Raw genomic sequence first — 22,603 nt, forward strand, 5'->3', positions numbered from 1 at the left:
TTGGCGCTAGTATTAAAGGAAGAAAAAATACTATTGTTAGCACCATTTTTAAAAAAGTTCCGATCATGAATGTATTGAAAACAGTTTCATGTCCGTTTGAGAATCTATAATTCACAATGCTGTAGATAATTGCTGTCATTACAAAATGAAAGGTGTAAATATGCCATATTGGAAAAAATAGCACGATTTCTTTTGCAAAATGATACAGTAAGTAACTATGTATTCCTAGCAATATCAATGTGATCGCTATGAGTTGTACTAAAAAGTCTATTTGACGTTTTCTGAAATCTACAGTCATTTTTTAATTTTCTTTTGAATCTTTTGTAATCCGTCTTATCACATATATTATAGACATAATTACGGATCCTAGTGATAGAAAGAGTGTATATAGTTTGTGTTCGTTGGGAAATTTTTCGTCGAGTTTTACTCCTAAGTAGGATCCTACTGCTATTATTGCAAACATTTGAATCCCTATTCCAGAGTATTTAGCATAGCTATTAAGCGGTTTTGTTGGCTTTGTTGGCTTTTTTTCCTTCACTTGAGTTGAGTTCTTTAATTCCTGTTTTCATTGCACATGTCGCATTAAAAGTAGCGCCAGGTTCAATAGATAGTTTACTTACTGTTACTTCGCCTTCAATGATTGCTGTGCTTTTTAATGTAAGCAAGTTAGATACGTATAGTTCTCCCTGAAAACGCCCTTCAATGTCTGCGTTTTCACAAATTACTTTCCCTGTAATTACACCACTTGTGCCAATGACTATTTTTCCAGAAGTTTCTACGCTTCCTTCCAATTTTCCGTCAATTCTGAAATCGGATTGCGAAACAACATCTCCTTTGATATTGGTCGATTTTCCTATTCGGTTCGATTGTCCGCGTGCAGCTTCGTTGGCTCGCTTTTTTTTAGATTCTGAAAACATGGTTCTTGTTAGTTTGAGGGATTCCTAAGTTGTGTTTTTTATTATTTTACTTCGTCTAGATTTTTATGAATTTGTACCGTTTGATAATTCTCAGAAGACAAAATCACATTTTCTTTTTCCACAAGATACGCGGGTCCAGTTTTTAAGGTGTTTTCAAAAGCAAGTGCCGTTGGTTTTGATTTGAATCCATGAATAATGACAAATTGTTGACTCCTGTTATACACATCTCTCGATATGGTAAGCGAATTGTATCCTCGATCTTCAAATGCTTGCGCAATTGTTTTTTCGAGTGCTTCCATCGCTTCTATTTCGTTTTTTTCAAACGTATATATGATTTTAAAGTTTTTTGCTTTATCGTCATTTATGAATGCTTTTTTGGTCAGTTTTGGCAATGAAGACGTAATTATTTCCTGCGCACGTTTTCCTTCTTCATCATTCGGATAGTTTAAAGCCACATAATTTAATGCTTCTTTGTATGCAACACAACCGTCTAATCGTGCAATAAGAATCGCTTTTAGCATTTCAAATTTTGGTGCAATTTCTTCGCCCGTAAATTGTAAAATGTATTTGTCACTATCAACCAACGCTTCTTCATATTGCTCATTGGCAAATTTCTTATACGTTTTTGCATATAAACTTTCAGGACTGTTTTCATCCGAAGCAATGACATCTTGTGGATTTTTTAAGATTTGCGCATACCGACTATCACCATGATTGTTAATAATGTCATTCTTATACTTGTCTGCGTTATTTGATTGCTCTAAAAGAATATAAATTTTATATAGATTGTACTTTGAAGGCAGAATCAATTTTTCTTCAGGATTGTTTTGTAATAATTGCTCCAATCGGCTTGCTGCCAATTCGTATTCCTTAAATTTTTCCTTATAAATTAATCCTAATTGGTAATACGCAAAGTTTCGTTCTGTACCAATACTGTCAATTATTTTTTCGTCTGTTGGAATTTTATCTGTGTAAAAAGCTACGGAATAAATGTCTTTCGCGTCGTCGCTTCCTGCTTCATTGTTCGTTGCTATGGCAGTTTTTGTAATTGTGTTTTTATCAAATAAACGCCAATTATCTTCTAAAGCACGATCGCCCCATCTTTTACGGAATTCGTTTTTACCGTATGCAACTGTGGTTTGATTGTAAAAGTAAAATTCATCATTACTTCCTGTTTTTGGTCCAGAATTTCGGCTTGAAGCAAATTCGTTCGCAACAAAACTTTGTTGTTCTTCCAATTCTTTTTTAGCTTCTTCTGCAGCTTTTAATTCGTCAATATAGGTTTGAAAATATACAGTTCGTTCTGCTTCAGAAGAGTTAACCAATTTTAGAATACTGTCATTTTTCTGTGCAACATCTTCATATGCAATTACATCTTCAAGATTTGCTTTTTTCTTTTCAATTCTTCTAAATTTTCGCGTGTTCTTTTTCAGGTTTAATAAAGTACTGTCATAATATGAACCTGCATCTTTATAGTTGGCTTCATCAAAACGTAGGGCTGCAATATTTTCGTAATCTAACGCTTTTAGGAATTTGTCTGTGGTTGCTTTCCGAATGGATTGTTGAAAGTATGATTCTGCCAATTCCAACGAATCGTTCGCCAAATGATAGGTTGCTAGTTGACGGTAAATACGATCTAAAAACGGTCTGTTTTCGCGATCTTCAGCCAAATCATTTAGCATTTCTAAAAATACTTCTTTGTCTCCGTTTTCCAGATCAAAATTTTTCGCTTTTTCAATGTGCGCATTTATCATGTACACTCTTGGCGATTTTCGGTTGAGTTCAATTACTTTATCAAACGCAATATTTGCGCTGTCTTTATGACCTAATTCGTTGAATAATTGCCCAATGATATAATTGTAACGTCCTTTTTCTTCTTTAATTTCTGTTGAAGAAGCCGCGCGCTTCATAACTTGTACTGCGCTGTCTTTATGTTTTAGATTGATGTATGCCTGACCTAATACCGCATTTGCATCTGCATATTCTTGATCGTCTAATTTTTCGAAACGTATTATTTTTTTCAGATTGACAATTGCGAATTCTTCATTTTCTAGTCGAAGATGTGTTTTTTCGCGCCAAATTCGTGTTTGGTTTATTTTATCGCTATCTGGATATTCTGATAATGTATAATTGAATGCTTCTAATGCAGGAATGAATCGTTGGTCAAAATACCGTGCTTTTCCTAATAGCAGATAGGCTTCGTCCATTTGCGAATTGCGCTGACGTCCATCAATTTCCATAGAATGCTTCTGAATTGCTTTGACGGCTTTTTCTTCTGCTTTTTTGAAATTTGGATTTCGCCCACCTTTTCCAGGAATCGTTAATTCGTCTAATACTTCCATGCGTTCTACAGGCAGCACTTCCCAATAATTGTCAATATAGGAATTCATTAAAGCATCGCGTCCTTCTTCAAAAGCTACATTTCCATTGAATAATACGTTGTATTTGGTCGTAACAGAATGGAAGTTTCTGTTAATGAATGAATCTTTTTTAGTGGAACAACTAAAGAGTAAAATTCCTAATACTGATAGTGTTACCGATATATGTACTGTTTTCTTCAAGGTGAATCTATTTTGTAATTGTAAAACTAAAATCTTACGTGTTTAGTATACAGAAAGGTAAAAATACATTTCTTTTTGAAAATTTTGGTGAAATCTGCGATAAAGTGTCCTTTTTTGGGTTTTTAGAAGGCAAGAAACTCACAAAAAGAAAAAAGATTACTCTAAAAAAGCAATCTTTCTTAATTTTTCAGAAAACGAACATTTTTTTCATGTTGCGTTTTCAATACTATATTAAAGCATTAATCCATATCAGCTTCGTCTAAATTTCTTAATCACCTTCGCCTATAGCTTGTAGAAGATTTCCTCCTGTAATTTTTGCAACTAATTTTTCATCCAATTGGTAACGTTCTCGTAGTGTTTGTAGTGTTTTCATAATAATCGTATTTTAATTTCTACTTAAAGTAACGAATTTTTACGCGAATATATTGTGTTGTTAGTCATAAAACGTTGCTGAAAATTAGTGCTTAATTCTTAAATAACGTGAGTTTGATATGAATTTTGTCCGCGTTAAGGATAGAAGCATTGTTGGAGCTCTTTGTGGTTTGGATTCCTGCCTACGCAGGAATGACAAAGCGCAAAAGCGACTGCGGATAGCCTGACCGCAATAAAAAAAGCACACCTACATTTCGAGTTTTCTCAATGTTCGGTGTGCTTTTTTTGTTGTGGGAACGCCCAAATTATTCTTCAACTGCCGTTCCTGCAAAGAAGGCTTCGAGTTCTTTTAGCGTTTTTTCCGATTTTACAATGTCTTTGACAACTTCGCCTTTGTTGAGTACGACGATTCTATCGGAAACTTCCGTTACATGCATTAAGTCATGACTGGAAACTAATACGGTTACTTGACGATCTTGAGCTAGTTTTCTGATGATTCCTTTGAGTCGGATTTGCGTCGTTGGATCTAAGTTTGCAAACGGCTCATCTAAGATAATGACTTCTGGATTTCCGATGAATGAAGCCACAATTCCTGCTTTTTTCTGGTTTCCTTTACTAAGATCACGCAAGTATTTTTTTTGGTTTAGTATTTCTCCGTGAAAGAAATCTTCAAAACCTGCTAGTAATTTGTCAACAGTTGCTTTGTTTTGTCCGCGTAAGTCGCCAATGAAGTAAAAATATTCTTCTGGCGTTAAGTAGCCAATTAGGAAACTTTCGTCAATGAATGATGATGTAAATGGTTTCCATTTTTCGCTTTCGTGAACTTTGATATTGTTGTTGCTTATGTAACCTGTTGTTGGCTGAATTAAGTCTAAAAGCAAACTGAAAAGCGTTGTTTTTCCTGCACCGTTGTTTCCTACTAAACCAAAACTTTGTCCTTTAGGAATGTCTAAACTGTCAATTTTTAAAACGGTGTTTTGTCCGTATGTTTTTGATATATTTTGTATTGAGATCATTGTTGTCGTGTTAGTGTGTTATTAGTTTTCGCTGAAAGCTTCGATGGTTTTGTATTTTCCTTTTTGGTATACTTTTTCTATTTGTGTGAGGAAAAAGTTTCTGAATATTAATCCAACTGCGCCACTTACAGCTAGTGTGATGATTCCTGCGTTTAGGTTGTAATCTGTTAAGAAGTATGGAATGTAAAAGAGTAATACTGGCAACAACATTTTTGGCAAAGCAATGAGTAATTGCGTCGGATTGAAGCCTTGTGTGTTGCTGAATGCTTTTGCTTTTTCGTTGAGTTTGACAGGAACTCTGTTGAGCGCGCCACCAAATAGTGTTACAAACGAGTTGATTCCGATATTGAACGATGCGCCAGCGGCAATCATTGCATATGTGTCCCAACCAAAGTAAATGTATGGCGTGCTTAGAATGAACGAAATAAATACTGCCAATACCATCAAATACCATTTTGATTCTAGGTATTTACGGTATGGAATGTTTTGACTCATGAGCATTTTGTAGTGTTCGCTATCCCAAGAAGGAACTAATTGTCCAAACGAGAATAAGAATCCTGCCGTAATGAAGATTGATGCAAAAGCTTTCATCGCTGGCATATTGTCATACGATTTTTGTGTGAAGAAGAAAAGTCCGTAGAATAGGAAAAAACACGACATGATGAGTACTTGTTTTGGTCGTTTATTTCTCCAAATCATTCGTACATCAATTTTTAGGAATGTTGCTAGTGTTCCAAAACGATTCATCCATGAAAGATCCGAAGTTTCTACTTCTTTTATTTGTTTTGAAATGGCGCTGTCTAAGTAAAAACGCTTGTTTAGATAGTCAAAGTTTAAACGATATAGAAATATTGCCAATCCTATTGGAATGACAACTAAATACGGATGATTGTATAATCCGTTGAAAAGCATTCCGAAAAGTGCTGATATTTTGAAAGCGTCAAAGTATTCATTAATGTAAAGATATTCCAATCCGACAAGCGTAATTAGTAATCCTACTATTATATAGAAAACCGTATTGCTTTTGTTGACTAGAATGTTTAAGAAGTTTAACACTTGCGTGATTGCCATTACGGAGATAAACCACGCAATTACATGTAACGCTGAATATTCGTGTACGAGCAATACAATACTGAACGGAATGAATATGAACAACGGTAAGATGTTGAAAAAGGAAATGGTTGTTTTTCCGAGTAAGAAGTGAATGATTGTTTTTTGTTTGATAGGCAACGTCATTAACGGTTTAATGTTCATTACAGGCATTTGCTGCATGAAATACCTAATCATTAAATCGAGCAGAAACCAGAAGATGAGGAAGTTGTTTACAATAACTAGTGGATCTACTTCTATATTATACTTGTCTGAATATATTTCTCTGATAAGAAAGAACATTCCAGAACCTAGTAATATTGCCATTCCAATAAAGTATAACGCGGCAATTATGAGTAGTATTTTTATGGCTATTCCTTTTTGAAAAGAGGAAGATCGAGTAAATTCTTTCCACTGTAAGCTTAGAAATTTTTTGATCATTATGTTTGTGTGAGTTAGTTGTAGTGTTAGTATCGGTTTTTTGGATTTGTTACAGGTTGGTGGGGAATTTTGTTTTTTTGTTGATTCGGTTTTTGTTGATTCGTTGATTTGTTTACACTGAGCCTTTCGACTTTTAACTTTTAACTTTTAATTTGTTCGTTATTCGTTGATTTGTTTACACTGAGCCTTTCGACTTTTAACTTTTAACTTTTAACTTTTAACTTTTAATTTGTTCGTTATTCGTTGATTTGTTTACACTGAGCCTTTCGACTTTTAACTTTTAACTTTTAATTTATTCGTTATTCGTTATTCGTTATTCGTTATTTAAAAGTGTCTAATTTATCTAAATAGTCCAAAAATCTAGCTATCTAAAGTGTCTAATATTGGTATGCATCAGTTTTTTAGGTATAATTTATGATGAAATCGTTTTTAAAGCCTAGTAGTATTGTTTATTTTTGCAGAATTATTCGCGAAAAGCGATCATTTTTATAAAAAATTACACCATGTCAGGTTTCCATTCATTAGAAGTACGTCATATTCATAGAGAAACACCAAGCGCCGTTAGCGTTGAGTTTCATGTTCCAGAAGTATTACAACCTTCATTCTCTTTTAAAGCAGGACAACATATTACTATTAAAACTACTTTAAACGGCAAAGAAATACGCAGATCGTATTCGTTATGCGCTACGCCAAAAGAGAATAAAATTAAGGTTGCTATTAAGGAAATCGAGAACGGAACGTTTTCAAAGTACGCCAATCAAGAGTTAACCGAAGGAACAATTTTAAACGTACATCCGCCAGAAGGAAAGTTTGTTTATACGCCTTCTTCACATAAAGGAAATATTGCTCTTTTTGCCGCAGGAAGTGGAATTACGCCTATGATGAGCATTTTGAAAACTGCGTTGGAATACGGAAATACGGTGGCGTTGTTGTACGGAAATAAGTCTACGGAAGAAACTATTTTTCATGATGAATTGATTGCTTTGGCAGATAAGTTTCCTAATTTTTATTTGAAATTTGTGTACAGTCAATCACGTACTGAGAATGCATTGACTGGACGAATTGATGGAGCTTCGGTAAATTATGTATTGAAGAATCAAATGAAAGCTACTGATTTTAGTCATTATTATATTTGCGGACCTGAAGAAATGATTGCTACTGTTTCTGATACATTAACTACAAACGAAGTTGCCAAAGAAACCATTCATTTTGAGTTGTTTACGTCTTCTGCTAAATCAAATGCAGCAGCGGAAGCAGTTTCTGGAAAAACAACCATTTCTATTACGGTTGATGATGAAGATTTTACGTTTGATATGGATGCAAGCGAAACTATTTTAGATGCCGCATTGAAACAAAAGATTGATGCGCCATATTCATGTCAAGGTGGAATTTGTAGTAGTTGTATTTGCAGAGTTACCGAAGGAAAAGCAATTATGGAGAAGAATCAGATTTTAACCGATAGCGAATTGGCTGAAGGAATGATTTTGGCGTGTCAAGCACATCCTGTAACTGCAACGATTGCTATTGATTTTGATGATATTTAGCATTTCGACTCGCGCAATGTTCAATGTTCAATGTTCAATGTTCAATGTTCAATATTTAATTAAAACACCTTTTGAAGCGTCATTACGAGGAAGTATGACGAAGTAATCTGTTCTTTGAACAAATAGATTGCCACGAATTTATTCTAGATTCTCGCAAAGACGGAAGTATTGTTAGATATTTTAAATTGTATCTAGATAGTTGATTTTCAATTTTTCAATCCTTTAATCTTTTAAAACCTCCACAATTTTATCAAAAACCACTTGCGGCGTAATACTTTCCATTACATTTTCATATCCTGCTGGATATTTATTTCCATAGATAGATGTTGGCAATAACGGATATTTCTCTTTGTCTGCGAATATTGCATTTTTTAGCGGTTGCCCAAAAGGGTAAAACCCGGCGTATGGATGCGTTATTCCCCAAATGGTGACTACTTTTTTGCCAAACATCGCGGCTAAATGTGCATTTCCAGAATCCATAGAAAGCATGAGATCTAGGTTGGATATGAGTATGAGTTCTTCTTCGAAAGAAAATAAACCTGCACAATTATATACATCATCGTATGTATCATGCCAAGAAGCGAGTTCGTTTTTGTCTGATGCGCCACCAAAGAGAATGATTTTGTATTGATTGGTTTTGCTAAGTTTAGCAATTACTTCTTCCATTTGTGTTGTTGGATAGGTTTTTCCAGCGAAAGCGGCAAACGGCGCAATTCCAATCCACTTTTTTGAATCTTTGCCAATGAATGATGTTACTTTTTTGGTCAGTTTTAATTGCGGTAATACATCTTCTTTTACAAGTTTTAATTCGTATCCTAATGCACGAAAAACGTCCGCATAACGTTCGTGCGTTGTTTTGAGTTGCTTAAAGATTTTGCTCTTTGTTTGCGTTAGTGCTTTTTTCTCGGTTCTTCCTTTGTCTATTGTACAGACTTTGTATCCGCCAAGTTTGAAAAAGGTTCCTAATATTTTTGATCGCAATACATTGTGAAGATCGGCTACAACATCAACGTTTAGTTTTTTGAGTTCTTTGTATAGTTTGAAAAGTCCCGATACACCTTTGTGTTTGCTTTTTACATCTGCTGTGTAGAAAGATACATTTGGTATGTTTTGAAAGATCGGTTTTAGAAATACTCTTGAAACAACTGTGATTTTTACATTCGGATACGTACGTGTCATTGCTTTTATGACAGGTATAGACATAGCAACGTCTCCCATTGCTGAGAGACGTATGACTAAAATGTGTTTCGAAGATGAATCCATCTTTCTTTGTGACCTACTTTTTATTTGTTTTTGTTGTAAAGAACTGGATTTAGATCGTCATCATTGTACATTTTCATTTGCTTGTACACTTTCATGTATTTGTCGCCACTTTCAATGTCTGTAATGAGTTGGTCTATTGCCATAGAAAGATCTACGCGTTGTTCTAGTAACGTGTTTAGTTTTTCTTGGCATTTTGTTCTGTGTGCTTCCGAAGCGTCTTTACGATCTGCTTCTTCTTGCATGTGGTATATTTTTAATGCAAGAATTGACAACCGATCTAGTGCCCAAGCTGGGCTTTCTGAATTGATCGTTGCCGAATCTTTTACTTGAATATGACTGTATTTTTTAAGAAAGAAACTATCTACATATTCTACAGTGTCTGTTCTATCTTGGTTAGAAGCGTCAATTAATCGTTTTAGTTTTAGTGCTGCAACAGGATCAATGTTTGGATCTCTAATAATGTCTTCATAATGCCATTGTACGGTATCAATCCAGTTTTTTCTGTATAATAGATGCTCAATTTTGTCGTTTGCGTATGGATTTTTAAACAGCTGATTTACATCATCAATGATATGATATGTATCAATGCTTTCTTGAAATACTGTATTTGCTAGGTCACTAAACATAGTTCTTATATTTTGATGCAAATATACGTTAATATTTGATTTTATTGGAAATAAGAAAAGCCGCTTTGCAGCGGCTTTTCATTAGGTTGGGGAATTATTGCTATCGTTAATTATCTTTTGATAAATTTCTTGCTAGCAACTTTATTTCTAGATGCGAATTTAGCATAGTACATTCCTGGCGCTAGCCTTTGAACGTTTACTTTAACTTCGTTTCCAAATGGACTTACCGTTGTAGTCATCACTCTGTATCCTCTGTCGTTGTAAATTTCAACAGTTACGTCTCCTGCAAACTCCTCAGCGTTGATAGCTATTTGGCTAACAGTTGGGTTTGGATATAATCTTAATCTTTCAGATACATCTTCAGCAGCGTTTGTATACATAGTATCAGCTCCGTTTGCGTCTCTAGATGTAGAGTTAAGATCAACATAGTTGATTCCAAAGTTTACTCCTGCAATATTTCCTGTCATAATTGTTGGAAATACTCCGTCTGGATTTGCAGTTCCTGAATCTGGATCATATGTTGGTGTCCATGTCTCAAATGGAGGGTTTGGTGCTGGAATTACTATTACAACAAATACTTGTCCTGGAGGGATATTATCTACAAAATAGTTAGGATTTGTAAAGTCGAATCCTCCGTTTGCTGTTTGCGTAAGTGCAATTAATACATCAAAGTTGGCATCAAATGTTCCTGATAAATCTGTATCAGCATAGATTTCAACAGACAATCCGTCTAATGAACCTTCGCCAACATCAGCTATACCATTTTCATTGTCGTCATCAAATACAACACCAGTTACTTGGAATAAGTTTGGTGTGATTTGTATACCAAAAATTACATTGTTTACATCAGTGTTTACACTAGAAACAGCTAGCTGTCCTGAAGTTGTATACGTTCCATTTGATGGTAATATTGGTGCTACAATTACATTAGCAAGGTTTACATTTGTAAACTCATAAACTCCAGTTATTGAAGTGAAAACTGTGCTTACTACAGAGTCTGTCCCTGCGTCAATAATTCCGTTTCCGTTAACATCTTCATAAAGTGTTACTCCAATACCTTCTAATCTTAGTTCTAGTGGATCTTGATTTTGGTCAGCATTCTCATCACTCCAAACATAACCTCTTACATTGTATAAGACAATTAATGTTCTTTGAATACCAAAGTCTACATTTATAACAGTAGCTCCTGTACTTAAAGCCACACTTACTGCAGTTGTAGCCACGTACTGAAATTGTGGAGTGTTAAGTGGTACTACTATTTGTACTACCACAAATACATCTGTTACTCCAGTGAATTGGTAATTACCATTTCTGTCTGAAGTCGTTGTAGTGATTAATGGCTCTCCTCTATCAATTCTTCCATTTTGGTTTATGTCTCTGTATAAATTAACAGTTACATTATTTAAACCTCCATCAGTAGCATCATTGTTTCCGTCTGCGTTTACATCATTGAAAACGTTTCCTGAGATAGCGTATGAAGCATTTTGTTGGTTGATTCCAAAATTAACTCCAGTAACATTGGTAACTATTGAACTAGTAACTCTTGTTGCTGCTGTTGTTAATGTATAGATAAAAGAACTATCATTTGCTGGTACTGTTACCGCTACTAATGTTCTTCGTGCAGTTACATTGCTGAACGTGTATGTTCCGTCAGTAGCAGAAGTTGTAGAACCTATTACTGTATCAGCAGTTCCTAAAGTTCCGTTGTTGTCAGTATCTTCATATAATGTAAGCGTTACATTACTTAATCTTCCAGCTTCATCGATCACTCCGTTTGCATTATCATCATCAAATACAGTTCCTGAGATGTTGTAGTTAACTACTTGTACTCTATCAATTCCAAAGTCAACACCTGTTACATTAGTCATTACTGAACTAACAGCTTCTGCTACTGGACTCGTTGGTACAAATGTAAAGGTTGTTGTGTTTCCTGGTACTGTTACTTGAACTATTGTGTTCATAACAGTAACATTAGTAAAGCCATAGTTTCCTGACATGATATCCGTTGTAGTTGTAGTGATTATAGTATCACCAGCATCTAAAACTCCGTCATTGTTAGTATCAGCATATAGTGTAAGTAAAGCAGCTCCGATAAATCCTTCGCCCATATCTTTTACACCATTTCTGTCATTGTCATCAAATACAATTCCTGAGATGTTGTAATTAATAACAAGCTTTTCGTTGATACCAAAGTCTAATCCAGTAACATCTGTAGTTGTTGAATTAGCAGCTTGTGTGTTAGACGTTGTTAATACATATGTCTGAGTTGCTGTGTTTCCTGGAGTTGTTACTACCGCTAATACATATTGCGTAGTAATGTTTGAGAAACTATATGCTCCGTTTACTCCTGTTGAAGTTGATGATAATGTTGTATCACCTACATCAAGATTTCCATCTTGGTTGTTATCAGCATATAAGGTAATGTTGATTCCGTCTAAAACTCCGTCACCAGCATCATTTACACCACTTTCGTTATTATCATCAAATACAGTTCCTGAGACATTGTAGTTAATAATTTCTACTTTGTTGATTCCGAAATCTACTCCAGTTACATCAGCAGTTGTTGAACTTACTGCTAACATTACAGCTGTAGTAGGTGTGTATAAGAATTGAGGTGTGTTTGATGGTACTGTTACTGCTACTAAAGTGTTTTCAGTAGTTACATTAAGGAAGCTATATGTTCCATCAGTAGCTGTACTAGTTGTTCCTAAGAATCCATCACCAGCATTTAACGTTCCACTAGCATCATTATCTGAATATAATGTGATTGTTAATCCGTTTAATCCTGCTTCAGCATCGTTTACACCATTTGTGTTATCGTCATCAAATACAGTTCCTGAAATATTGTAATCAATAACTTGTACTTTATTGATTCCGAAATCTACTCCAGTTACATCGGTAGTTGCAGAACTTGTGTTTTGATCTCCAGCTGTTGTTAATGTGTATGTGAAATCTACAGTGTTTGTTGGTACTGTTACCGCAACTACTGTATTGTTTACTGCAACATGTGGAAAGATATACGTTCCGTTTGCTATAGTTGTAGTTGTAGTTATTACTGTATCCCCAGCATCTAACATTCCGTCAGCATTCACATCGTTGTATAAAGTAACTGTAACGTTTTCTAATACGCCTTCAGCATCATTTACACCGTTTGCATTATCATCATCAAATACAGTTCCTGTAATGTTATAATCAGTAACTTCTACTTCATTGATTCCGAAATCTACTCCAGTTACATCAGCAGTTGTTGAGCTTACCGCTAACATTACAGCCGTAGTAGGTGTGTATAAGAATTGAGCTGTGTTTGATGGTACTGTTACCGCTACTAAAGTGTTTTCAGTAGTTACATTAGAGAAACTATAAGTTCCATCAGTAGCTGTAGCTGTAGTTGTAATGAATCCATCACCAGCATTTAACGTTCCACTAGCATCATTATCTGAATACAATGTGATTGTTAATCCGTTTAATCCTGCTTCAGCATCGTTTACACCATTTGCATTATCATCATCAAATACAGTTCCTGAGATATTGTAATTAATAACTTGTACTTTATTGATTCCGAAATCTACTCCAGTTAAATCAGCAGTTGTTGAACTTGTATTTTGTTCTCCTGCTGTTGTTAATGTATAGGTGAAATCTCCAGTGTCTGTTGGTACTGTTACCTGTACTACTGTATTTCCAACTGTTACATTTGCAAAGCTGTATGCTCCGTTTACATCAGATGTAATTGTTGTAATTGTAGTATCTCCCGCATCAACAGTTCCATTTGAATTGTTATCAGCATATAATGTTACAGTTACTCCGTTTAAAACACCGTCACCAGCATCTTGAGTTCCGTTTGCATTATCATCATCAAATACAGTTCCTGAGATATTGTAGTCAATAACTTGTACTTTATTGATTCCAAAGTCTTTGTCATTAACATCATTAAGTGTTGAATTTACTGCTAATAATTCTGGTGTTGTAGAAGCATATGTAAAGTTTGGTGTGTTTGCTGGTACTGATACCATTACCAATGTGTGCTCTTCAGTTACATTTGAAAATGCATATCCTCCATCTACTGCTGTAGTTGTTGAAGTAATCATTGTATCTCCTGTATCAAAAGCTCCATCAATATTATTATCAGCATATAACATCATTGTTACATTGTCTAATCCTGCTTCAGCATCGTTTACACCGTTTGTGTTATCATCATCAAATACAGTTCCTGAGATATTATAATCAACAATTAGTACTTTATTGATTCCGAAGTCAACTCCAGTAACATCTGTAGTTGTAGAACTTGTATTTTGCTCTCCTGCTGTTGTTAATGTGTATGTGAAATCTACTGTGTTAGTTGGTACTGTTACCACTACTACTGTGTTTTCAATAGTTACATTTGTAAAGTTGTATGTTCCTGTTACAATTGTGTTAGCTGAACTGATTACTGTATCACCAGCATCCTGAGTTCCATTGTTGTTGTTATCAGCATATAATGTTACTGTAACATTTTCTAATGTTTCTTCTCCAGCTTCTACAACTCCGTTTGCATTATCATCATCAAATACAGTTCCTGAGATATTGTAGTTGATAACTTGCTCTTCGTTGATTCCAAAATCAACTCCTGTTACATTTGTATTGATTGAATCAATAGCTTGTGTTGGAGGTGTTGTTAATGTGTATGTATAGTTTCCAGTACTTGTTGGTACAGTTACTGCAACAATTGTATTTTGAATACATACGTGTAAAAAGCTGTATGAACCATCAGTTCCAGAAGTAGTTGTAGTGATTACTGTATCACCAGCATCTAAAACTCCGTCAGTATTTGTATCAGCATATAACGTTAATGTTACATTGTTCAATCCTGCTTCTCCTGCTTCTAAAGCTGCGTTTTCGTTGTTGTCATCATAAACAGTTCCGAAAATATCATACGCTACGTTTACAACAACTGGTTGTTTGTTGATTCCGAATTTAATTCCTGTAATATCAGCTGTAGAACCTGTTACAGCAACAACTTCCGCCGTTGTTAATGTATATGTAAAGCTAGCATCATTACTTGGTACTGTTACTTGCACTAACGTGTTTGCTACTTGTACATTATTAAATGTGTAGTCTCCAGTTGCATTTGTATTTTGAGATTCGATTACTGTATCACCAGCATCTAAAACACCATCAGTGTTGTTATCTGCATATAATGTTACTGCAACACCATCTAATTTAGTTTCTCCTGAATCAAGATTTCCGTTTTCGTTGTTATCATCGAATGCGAAACCTTCAATCTTATAAGATACAGGTGGCGTTAATCTAACATAATCAGATGCATCTGTAATTTTACCAACATCATAGCTGTTTAGTCCAGTAATTTCATTTAATGAACCTATTTGAAGGTTGTTGTACGTTCTAAGACTTGATGGAGCCGTATAACTTTGTACAAAACTCTTTTTTGTACAAGATGTATGTGGGCAACCATAGTAGTAAGATGTACTACATTGTCTTTTGTTTTTTAATAATTGAAGTGCGCTGTTTTTATCTTTCGCCATTTGAGCATATACATCTTCGTTGTTAGCCCAGTCATATCTGTTGCTATTAAAGTTGTAAGCTTGTACTTGGTAAGAAGTAGCTGCGTATAACTGACCGTTATCATCAACTACGATATCTCCAAGTTCTCCTCTGTATCGGAAACTAGAATATCCCCAGTTGTCATATACAGGTCTTCCGTTTGATACAGAAGCAGTACTTCCAGATGCATCAGATAATCCATTGAAAGAGATTTCTAATAAATACATTCTGTTGTTGTACGAACTACTGTAATAGCTAGAACCACTTTCAGCATTAGAGGTTCCTCTTTGTTGTAAAGTATCATCAGCAGTAGTATCAACTGGTAAATCTTCTTCAGGAACGTAGTCACTAACAAGATCATTTAAAGCGTTTGCTTCTTCTCCATCTATAATTACGAAATCTGCAGCAGTTTCTCCTTCTCCTTCTCTACCACTATCAGCTGCGTCAGTTTCAGACATGCTGTTACTGTTTCTAGGAACTGGCCCATTTGTAAACATTGAGTTTGACACTGTTCCTGCCGTTCTCACATTGTTTGACAATTCGTCTTTTGGGTTTTCATTTCCAGAATTCTCACCTCTACCATAATAACAGTACGTAGGATATTCCATTGCGAAATATAATTTCCCGTTGTAGAAAGTTGCTCCACCAGAAGCTAAACCTCTAGAAGAGTACGCGTGACCAGTAGACGTAAAGTAATTTCTAACTGATCCAAAATTTTTGTGTGTGTTTGTGTACACATTGTAACCATATATCGTCCAGTTGTACCTAGAGATGTGGTTAGAAACGTAAAAAATCCATCCTGTAGTGTTGTCACTAGCGATGGAGTTAATTTCATTTACGTAAGGTGATGTTGCCAACAACGTAGCTTGGTACGTGTTCATGTCAAGCGTGTAAATTCGCTTTCCTGCTGAAATGATAATCGAGTTATCACCAGTAGTCATAATTTCATTTTCGACAATATTCTCGCTCGATGGCATCGAATTTGCGAAAACATTCGTCAGTCCTAGGAATACTGTTAGGACTAATAGAGTAATTTTAGTCTTCATTGATTTGCTGTTTAGTTAACTATTATATGTATGCCTACACATGAATAGAAAAAATTAATAATAAGTTTGGGGTTGAGCGGCTTAATTCTCAGTGACAAAAATATTTTTAATTCTTCTAATAAACAGACAACTTCTTTTCTTTTAGATAAAACGTCATTAAAATCGGGAAAGGGTGCATTTCGTACTTAATATACTACGGTTGTGTACGTAAAAACGTTCGCGTATTTACGGTTTGTAGGTCTATTCTAAATAAAAATTGAATATAAAACTAACAATCATTAGCAAAAACAGCAAAATATCGCCTATCCTTTTGTTTTCAATATTTCCTAGAAGATTCGCCATAGAGATTGCTAATGGAAATAGTGGTACTATTTCAGTATTTTGAATCCCATTTTTTGCAAACAACACATGCCCAACTTCTATAAAAAAAGTGCTTTTATTAGTAAAAAAGAAATTTTTTCTGAGAAGAATAAGTTTTGTATTTTAAAAAAAAGATTACAAAATTTATGCTAAATTATGAAGTAATTAACACATGTAACAAAATTCGTCTATAACCTGTCGTTGAATAATTAATTTTTTATATCCAATTGAAATAATGAGCCTGTAAGAATGTTTTCATCTTAAAGAGAACTAAATACAAAGAAAACTATCCTAGAATCAAAGAGTTTCTGCTTTACATAGCCTAGTAAACGTAACTGATGATTTCTCTAAAACCTATTCATACCAAAATGTGTATACAATTTATATACGGGAAGAAACGTGTAAAATAATCCAATGAAGATTGTAAAAAATAAATAGCGCAACCTCATTTTAATGAATTATGCGCTATTATTTAATGTTTACTAGAAACATGAAAAGCCGCTTTGCAGCGGCTTTTCATTAGGTTGGGGAATTGCTATCGTTAATTATCTTTTGATAAATTTCTTGCTAGCAACTTTATTTCTAGATGCGAATTTAGCATAGTACATTCCTGGCGCTAGCCTTTGAACGTTTACTTTAACTTCGTTTCCAAATGGACTTACCGTTGTAGTCATCACTCTGTATCCTCTGTCGTTGTAAATTTCAACAGTTACGTCTCCTGCAAACTCCTCAGCGTTGATAGCTATTTGGCTAACAGTTGGGTTTGGATATAATCTTAATCTTTCAGATACATCTTCAGCAGCGTTTGTATACATAGTATCAGCTCCGTTTGCGTCTCTAGATGTAGCATTAGTATTAACATAATTGATTCCAAAGTTTACTCCTGCAATATTTCCTGTCATAATTGTTGGAAATACTCCGTCTGGATTTGCAGTTCCTGTGTCTGGATCATATGTTGATGTCCATGTCTCAAATGGAGGGTTTGGTGCTGGAATTACTATTACAACAAATACTTGTCCTAAAGGAATATTATCTACAATATAGTTAGGAGTTGTAAAGTCGAATCCTCCGTTTGCTGTTTGCGTAAGTGCAATTAATGTATCAAAGTTAGCATCAAATGTTCCTGATAAATCTGTATCCATATAGATTTCAACAGGTAATCCGTCTAACGAACCTTCGCCAACATCAGCTATACCATTTTCATTGTCGTCATCAAATACAATACCAGTTACTTGGAATAAGTCTGGTATAATTAACATACCAAAGTCTACATTGTTTACATCAATGTTTACACTAGAAACAGCTAGCTGTCCTGAAGTTGTATACGTTGCGTTTGATGGCAATGCTGGTGCTACAATTCCATTTGTAAAGTTCACATTAGTAAACTGATAAACTCCAGTTACTGAAGTGAAAACTGTGCTTATTGCCGTGTCTGTCCCTGTGTCAATAATTCCGTTTCCGTTAACATCTTTATAAAGTGTTACACCAATACCTTCTAATCTTAGTTCTAGTGGATCTTCAACTTGATTAGAATTCTCATCACTCCAAATAATACCTCTTACATTGTATAAGACAATTAATGTTCTTTGAATACCAAAGTCTACATTTATAACAGTAGCTCCTGTACTTAAAGCCACACTGATTGGAGTTGTAGCCACGTACTGAAATTGTGCCGTGTTGTTTGGTACTACTATTTGTACTACCACAAATACATCTGTTACTCCAGTGAATTGGTAATTACCATTTCTGTCTGAAGTCGTTGTAGTGATTAATGGCTCTCCTCTATCAATTCTTCCATTTTGGTTTATGTCTCTGTATAAATTAACAGTTACATTATTTAAACCTCCATCAGTAGCATCATTGTTTCCGTCTGCGTTTACATCATTGAAAACGTTTCCTGAGATAGCGTATGAAGCATTTTGTTGGTTGATTCCAAAATTAACTCCAGTAACATTGGTAACTATTGAACTAGTAACTCTTGTTGCTGCTGTTGTTAATGTATAGGTAAAAGAACCATCATTTGCTGGTACAGTTACCGCTACTAATGTTCTTCGTGCAGTTACATTGCTGAACGTGTATGTTCCGTCAGTAGCAGAAGTTGTAGAACCTATTACTGTATCAACAGTTCCTAAAGTTCCGTTGTTGTCGGTATCTTCATATAATGTAAGCGTTACATTACTTAATCTTCCAGCTTCATCGATCACTCCGTTTGCATTATCATCATCAAATACAGTTCCTGAGATATTGTAGTTGATTATTTGTACTCTATCAATTCCAAAGTTAACGTTAGGTACATTTACAATTGTTGAACTTACGGCTTGTTCTGTTGGAGTTGTTGGTACAAATGTAAAGGTTGTTGTGTTTCCTGGTACTGTTACTTGAACTATTGTGTTCATAACAGTAACATTAGTAAAGCCATAGTTTCCTGACATGATATCCGTTGTAGTTGTAGTGATTATAGTATCACCAGCATCTAAAACTCCGTCATTGTTAGTATCAGCATATAGTGTAAGTAAAGCAGCTCCGATAAATCCTTCGCCCATATCTTTTACACCATTTCTGTCATTGTCATCAAATACAATTCCTGAGATGTTGTAATTTATTTGTACTTGGTTGATTCCAAATACAATCCCTGTTACATCAGAAGTACTTCCAGTTACAGCAATGACCTCAGCAGTTGTTAAATTATATGTGAAACCGCCATCATCAGTTGGTACAGTTACTTGCACTAGCGTGTTTGCAACTTGTACATCATTGAATGTATAGTTTCCTGTTGCATCAGTATTTAGAGATTCAATTACTGTATCACCAGCATCTAAAACTCCATCAGTATTGTTATCTGCATATAATGTTACTGCGACACCATCTAATTTAGTTTCTCCAGTATCAAGATTTCCATCTTCGTTGTTATCGTCAAATACGAAACCTTCTATCTTGTATGATACAGGTGGCGTTAATCTGATGTAATCAGAAGCGTCTGTAATTTTACCAACATCATGAGGATCTAATCCAGTGATTTCATTTAGTGATCCTATTTGAAGGTTGTTATACGTTCTTAAACTTGATGGAGCCGTATAACTTTGTACGAAACTCTTTGTTGTACAATTTGTGTGTGGACAATTGTCATCGTCATCATCATCATCATCATCATCATCGTCATCATCATCATCATCGTCATCGTCATCATCATCATCATCATCATCATCATCGTCATCGTCATCGTCATCGTCATCGTCGTCGTCGTCATCGTCATTATCGTCGTCATCATCATCATTATCATTGTTATCGTCGTCGTCGTTATCATCATTGTCACTCTCATTATCTCCATAACTACGATCATCATCGTCGTCATCATCATTGTCGTCATCATCATCGTCATTGTTATCATCATCGTCGTCGTCGTCGTCGTCGTCGTCATCGTCATCATCATCATCATCATCATCATCATCATCATCATCATCATCATCATCATCATCATCATCATCATCATCATCATCATCATCATCATCATCATCATCATCGTCATCATCGTCATCATCATCTCCTCCTGGAGTAGTATAACATTGTCTTTTGTTCTTTAATAATTGAAGTGCGCTGTTTTTATCTTTCGCCATTTGCGCATATACATCTTCATTGTTAGCCCAGTCATAGGTGTTGCTATTAAAGTTGTAAGCTTGTATTTGGTAAGATGTGGCAGCGTATAATTGACCGTTATCATCAACTACAATATCTCCAAGTTCTCCTCTAAATAAGAAACTAGAATATCCGTTGTTATCATATACAGGTGTTCCGTTAGATACAGCTGTAGTATTTCCATAAGCATCAGCTAATCCACTAAAAGAGATTTCTAATAAATATATTCTGTTGTTGTACGAGCTACTGTAATAACTATAAGAACCACTTTCAGCGTTGGATGTTCCTCTTTGCTGTAAAGCACCATCAGCAGTATTATTCACTGGTAAGTCTTCTTCAGAAAGGTAATCATTAACAAACTCATTTGCCTTATTTGCTTCTTCCGTTTCTAAAATTTGGAAATCAGCATTAGTTTCTCCAGTACCAGTTCTTCCACCAGTATCTGCAGCTTCATCAGAAGAATTTCTAGTAATTGGCCCATTCGTAAATAGTGTGTTTGACACTGTTCCTGACGACCTCACATTGTTTGACAATTCATCTTTTGGGTTTTCATTACCTGAATTTTCGCCTCTGCCATAATAACAGTGCGTAGGATATTCCATTGCGAAATATAGTTTCCCGTTGTAGAAAGTTGCTCCACCAGAAGCTAAACCTCTAGAAGAGTACGCGTGACCAGTAGACGTAAAGTAATTTCTAACTGATCCAAAATTTTTGTGTGTGTTTGTGTACACATTGTAACCATATATCGTCCAATTGTATCTAGAAATGTGGTTAGAAACGTAAAAAATCCATCCTGTAGTGTTGTCACTAGCGATGGAGTTAATTTCATTTACGTAAGGTGATGTTGCCAACAACGTAGCTTGATACGTGTTCATGTCAAGCGTGTAAATTCGCTTTCCTGCTGAAATGATAATCGAGTTATCACCAGTAGTCATAATTTCATTCTCGACGGTATTTTCACTTCCGGGTACGGAATTCGCGAAAACATTTGTAAATCCTAATAATGTTATTAGAACTAAAAGAGTAATTCTATTCTTCATTGATTTGGTTGTTTGGTTAGCTATTTTAGATACCCAAAGGGTACACAAATAGAAAAAATTAATACTAAAATTTGAGATGAGTGTCTTAATTCTCAGTCATATGAGCACTTTCAATTTCTATAATAGTTTCCAATAAGCGGACTACAAATTTTTTATTTAGCTAAAAACACCATTAAAATCGATAAAAAACATGTTATGTGATTAATACATTACAATAATATTGACAAAAACTATTGAATAATTACGCTTTCTGTGCCTATTTCAGAAAAAAGTTAACTAAAAAGCCAACAATCAGTAGTGAAAACAACAAAATATCGCCTATCCTTTTGTTTTCAATATTTCCTAGAAGATTAGCCATAAGGATTGCTAATGGAAATAGTAGTACTATTTCAGTATTTTGAATCCCTTTTTTTGCAAACAACACATACCCAACTCCTATAAAAAAAAGTGCCTTTATTAGTAAAAAAGAAACCTTTTTCTGAGAAGAATACGTTTTGTATTTTAAAAAAAAGATTATAAAATTTATGCTAAATAATGAGGTAATTAACACATGTAGCAAAATTCGTCTGTAACCTGTTGTTGAATAATTAATTTTTATATCAAACTGAAATAATGAGTCTGTAAGAATGTTTTCACTCGTAAGATATAAAGATGTTGTATATATAAATAGTATTCCCAAGAAACTAACTATGGGAACCAACCAGTTTCTATAATCGTTTGATACATATACAAGGATGGACATGTATATAATGAATAGATACAAAATCATCCAAGAATCAAACAAAACTGCAAGTGCTATATATAAAGATGCGTCAAAAAGTTTCTGTTTTGTACTGTTTAGCGTTCGCAAACTAATGATTCTTCTAAAAGCAAGCAATACCAAAACATAAATACACACTATGTTTAAATGTGCAAAAATATCAGGAAATAATCCTAAAAAAATCGTGACAAATAAGAGCGTAAAATCGTTCTGTTGCATGAAATCGTTCTTTTTTACGATAAAATCTACCATAAATAAGGAAAAGAGTAGTAAAAATACAATCGGAACTTCCAGTGTTAACATATCCAAACCAAACTCCTTATCACTTGAAAATAAGCACATTACAAAATATACGAGTATAATTACCGCACACAGTATAAAATTTATTGGTTTAGAT

At 34.7% G+C, this 22,603-nt stretch carries 11 protein-coding genes; 1 reads left to right on the top strand and 10 read right to left on the bottom strand.

Annotated features, from left to right (window positions below):
• Positions 1 to 301: 301 nt before the first annotated feature.
• The 5 genes from IMCC3317_RS13660 to IMCC3317_RS13680 all read right to left on the bottom strand — a co-directional run bounded on the left by IMCC3317_RS13660 (position 302) and on the right by IMCC3317_RS13680 (position 6,396).
• A complete protein-coding gene (locus IMCC3317_RS13660; protein WP_228054797.1) occupies positions 302 to 538 on the bottom strand; it encodes an AtpZ/AtpI family protein in 237 nt (78 codons plus the stop codon).
• Positions 498 to 917 (bottom strand): bactofilin family protein, encoded by a 420-nt coding sequence (locus IMCC3317_RS13665; protein WP_160130057.1) that lies wholly within the window; start codon positions 915 to 917, stop codon positions 498 to 500. Before IMCC3317_RS13665 ends, IMCC3317_RS13660 begins: the two co-directional genes overlap by 41 nt.
• Positions 918 to 958: 41 nt before the next feature.
• Complete coding sequence (gene porW / locus IMCC3317_RS13670) at positions 959 to 3,478, bottom strand: type IX secretion system periplasmic lipoprotein PorW/SprE (RefSeq protein ID WP_160130058.1); 2,520 nt, start codon at positions 3,476 to 3,478, stop codon at positions 959 to 961.
• 677 nt (positions 3,479 to 4,155) lie between these two features.
• Positions 4,156 to 4,866, bottom strand: coding sequence for an ABC transporter ATP-binding protein (locus IMCC3317_RS13675; RefSeq protein ID WP_160130059.1), 711 nt, complete (start codon positions 4,864 to 4,866; stop codon positions 4,156 to 4,158).
• 21 nt (positions 4,867 to 4,887) lie between these two features.
• A complete protein-coding gene (locus tag IMCC3317_RS13680) occupies positions 4,888 to 6,396 on the bottom strand; it encodes a DUF5687 family protein (protein ID WP_160130060.1) in 1,509 nt (502 codons plus the stop codon).
• 503 nt (positions 6,397 to 6,899) lie between these two features.
• Here IMCC3317_RS13680 and IMCC3317_RS13685 point away from each other — a divergent pair.
• Entirely contained in the window at positions 6,900 to 7,940 is a 1,041-nt protein-coding gene (locus IMCC3317_RS13685; RefSeq protein ID WP_160130061.1) for a ferredoxin--NADP reductase, read from the top strand.
• A 222-nt stretch (positions 7,941 to 8,162) separates the two neighbouring features.
• On the opposite strand, the gene IMCC3317_RS13690 is transcribed toward IMCC3317_RS13685, so the two are convergent.
• The 5 genes from IMCC3317_RS13690 to IMCC3317_RS13710 all read right to left on the bottom strand — a co-directional run bounded on the left by IMCC3317_RS13690 (position 8,163) and on the right by IMCC3317_RS13710 (position 22,548).
• Complete coding sequence (locus tag IMCC3317_RS13690; protein ID WP_228054799.1) at positions 8,163 to 9,203, bottom strand: glycosyltransferase family 9 protein; 1,041 nt, start codon at positions 9,201 to 9,203, stop codon at positions 8,163 to 8,165.
• A gap of 20 nt (positions 9,204 to 9,223) precedes the next feature.
• The gene (locus IMCC3317_RS13695; protein WP_160130062.1) at positions 9,224 to 9,829 is read right to left on the bottom strand and encodes a DUF4254 domain-containing protein; all 606 of its coding nucleotides are present in this window, start codon (positions 9,827 to 9,829) and stop codon (positions 9,224 to 9,226) included.
• A 110-nt stretch (positions 9,830 to 9,939) separates the two neighbouring features.
• Positions 9,940 to 16,413 carry an SdrD B-like domain-containing protein gene (locus IMCC3317_RS13700; RefSeq protein ID WP_160130063.1) on the bottom strand — a complete coding sequence of 2,158 codons (6,474 nt, stop codon included), beginning with the start codon at positions 16,411 to 16,413 and terminating at the stop codon, positions 9,940 to 9,942.
• Positions 16,414 to 17,318: 905 nt separating this feature from the next.
• The gene (locus tag IMCC3317_RS13705; RefSeq protein WP_160130064.1) at positions 17,319 to 21,446 is read right to left on the bottom strand and encodes an SdrD B-like domain-containing protein; all 4,128 of its coding nucleotides are present in this window, start codon (positions 21,444 to 21,446) and stop codon (positions 17,319 to 17,321) included.
• Positions 21,447 to 21,702: 256 nt separating this feature from the next.
• Positions 21,703 to 22,548 carry a hypothetical protein gene (locus tag IMCC3317_RS13710; RefSeq protein WP_160130065.1) on the bottom strand — a complete coding sequence of 282 codons (846 nt, stop codon included), beginning with the start codon at positions 22,546 to 22,548 and terminating at the stop codon, positions 21,703 to 21,705.
• Positions 22,549 to 22,603: the final 55 nt, after the last annotated feature.

Source organism: Kordia antarctica (assembly GCF_009901525.1).
Taxonomy (GTDB): domain Bacteria; phylum Bacteroidota; class Bacteroidia; order Flavobacteriales; family Flavobacteriaceae; genus Kordia; species Kordia antarctica.